Below are 2,235 nucleotides of genomic sequence, written 5' to 3' on the forward strand. Positions count from 1 at the left end.
GGCGCAAATGCCATCATTAACATGCGTTATGATGCTAACGAGGTAATGCAGGGCATTACCGAGGTGCTTGCCTACGGTACTGCGGTTGTGGTTGAAAAAGTTTAAACTGCCATAAAAACAGAAAAACCACCCTGATATATTTCAGGGTGGTTTTTCTGTTTTTATACTTATTGGAAGTGTTTTTGTCTTATTTGAAGTATGAAAGCGGAATGGTTTTCCACATGTCATGAGCAAGGTGGCCTATCAGTAGTTCATATATAAGATAAACCGGCCAAAATATGTAATGAATAATGAGTAAAATTATACTGTGGTTGTAGTACCAGCTTATCATTAAGGTGTATAAACCCAATACGAGGTACAATATGCTGGTTTCACGCTTTTCCATTTTTGCTTTTTATTTTTTTAGCTAATTTATAAATAGCGTTTAAATTAACGACAATTTTTCATGCTGTAAATTACTGCGTAATCGGCGGTGCTGTTAGTTTGTTGCCTGCCGGTTTTTGCATCGTATTTATAAGGCTTTTGTGCAAGCTGGTTGCCCCTTAGCTGAAACTCAACGCTTAGCGTATCTGTACTGCCTTCCTGCCCGTAAGTCCACAATGCTTTGATAACATTACCGTTCAAATTGCCCATCAACGAGCCTTTGCGGGCATCTTTTTCTTTGGGCAGCCAGTCCATATCACCGGTCACTTTGTTGCCGTTAATATGGAGGTTCACTTTTGTAGTGTCCTGGCTGGCAGTGCCCTCGGTGGCGTAAAAACAATACTCCATATTTACTGCCGGAGCATCGGGGGCGTTGGCCATGGCGGTGTCTTCCTTTTTAATTACCGTATCGGCATCATTTTTTGTACGATTGCCCGAGCAAGAGGCAGCCGTGAGTGCGATAAGGGAAACAAAGCCTAATTGAAATTTCATAACTGTGGTTGATTTTTTTGTTATGACAATTAAAATAGTAAAAGGTTCAATCACTCGGGCTATAGCCACTAAATAGTTACAATACTCGGATAAAGTACTCTTTACAACAGGCTATGCCTGTTTTTTTTCGGGCGGCGTTGATACAATTTCGCCAAATTCGTTTACATAGGCCAGCATACTGTCAAGGTCGCTGCCGCCTGAGTTTTGTTTACGTTCCTGTTTGCGTTGTTCTTTATCTTCCTTTTTTTTCTGGCGATTTTTTTCCAGTTGTTTTTTCATGAATGTTGCTTGCGATTTAGCCATAATTAAGATCAATTAAGTTAAATAATAGCTATTCCGTGTAGCAGTAAAATGGCCGGGCCGGGTAATAAATACCTGTTTAAGTGAGCGTAAAAATGATCTTTAAGTTAAGTTCCGGGCAGCAACGGTATCAGCGGGAATAAAACAGATCAGCATCAAAATAGCTGGGCGCTGTAAGCTGGAATAGCTTTAAAATTTTGCCGTTTATACACAAAGATAATAAAAATAGCCGGATTTTCAACTATGCTTCGTCGTTGGGTTGTCATGAATGATTTAAAAAATCCCGATAAAACAACTTTATTCATCTCTTAAAATGAGGCACAGGTGTTATATTTAGCCCGCAAACCAATCAACAACCCTCATGAAACGCAGAAACTTTGTTCAAAGCTCGGTACTGGCCGGGGCTTCGTTATTTACAACAGGTGTTTTAAAAGCCGCCACGCTTAATAGCAGTTCTGAACCTGCCGACGACAAACCTTTTAACCTTAACTACGGAATTCACGACGGTATGTTTAAAAATCACGCGGGCGATGATTTTATCGACCAGATAAAATTTGCTTACGATAAAGGTTTCAGGGCTATTGAGGATAACGGCATGAGCGGCCGCCCGGTTGAACAGCAAAAAAAGATAGGGGATACACTGGCGAAACTTGGTATAGCCATGGGCGTTTTTGTACAGCCGGGCCTGGGTAATGATAGCAATATGCTGGCAACAGGCAATGCCGACCAGGTTGAAAAGTTCATAGCCTCCTGCAAAGAGGCTGTTGAGGTAGCTAAACGTATAGGCAGCAAGCTGGTTACCGTTGTGCCCGGCGATTTTGCACGTAAACTCCCCATTGGCGTACAAACTGGTAATGTTATTGAAGCTATTAAAAAGGGAACCGCTATACTGGAGCCGCACGGCATTATCATGGTACTGGAACCGCTAAGTGACAATCCCGACTTGTTTCTGCGCACGCCCGATCAGGCTTATGCCATTTGCAAGGCCATTGGGAGCCCATCATGCAAGATCCTGTATGA

General features: G+C 42.1%; 5 protein-coding genes. 2 read left to right on the forward strand and 3 right to left on the reverse strand.

Features of this window, described 5'->3' with window-relative positions; genetic code table 11:
* The first annotated feature begins 12 nt into the window (after window positions 1-12).
* Entirely contained in the window at window positions 13-105 is a 93-nt protein-coding gene (locus VF500_RS11625; protein WP_330859828.1) for a heavy metal-binding domain-containing protein, read from the forward strand.
* 82 nt (window positions 106-187) lie between these two features.
* Here VF500_RS11625 and VF500_RS11630 read toward each other — a convergent pair whose 3' ends face one another.
* The 3 genes from VF500_RS11630 to VF500_RS11640 form a co-directional block, all read right to left on the reverse strand.
* Entirely contained in the window at window positions 188-385 is a 198-nt protein-coding gene (locus tag VF500_RS11630) for a hypothetical protein (RefSeq protein ID WP_330859825.1), read from the reverse strand.
* Window positions 386-429: 44 nt separating this feature from the next.
* Window positions 430-915 carry a hypothetical protein gene (locus VF500_RS11635; protein ID WP_330859826.1) on the reverse strand — a complete coding sequence of 162 codons (486 nt, stop codon included), beginning with the start codon at window positions 913-915 and terminating at the stop codon, window positions 430-432.
* A 111-nt stretch (window positions 916-1,026) separates the two neighbouring features.
* Window positions 1,027-1,218 (reverse strand): hypothetical protein, encoded by a 192-nt coding sequence (locus VF500_RS11640; RefSeq protein WP_121229697.1) that lies wholly within the window; start codon window positions 1,216-1,218, stop codon window positions 1,027-1,029.
* A gap of 358 nt (window positions 1,219-1,576) precedes the next feature.
* On the opposite strand from VF500_RS11640, the gene VF500_RS11645 reads away from it, so the two are divergent.
* A partial coding sequence (locus VF500_RS11645) for a TIM barrel protein (RefSeq protein ID WP_330859827.1) occupies window positions 1,577-2,235 on the forward strand: 659 nt, incomplete at its 3' end.

It is taken from the genome of Mucilaginibacter sp. (assembly GCF_036383575.1).
GTDB lineage: Bacteria > Bacteroidota > Bacteroidia > Sphingobacteriales > Sphingobacteriaceae > Mucilaginibacter.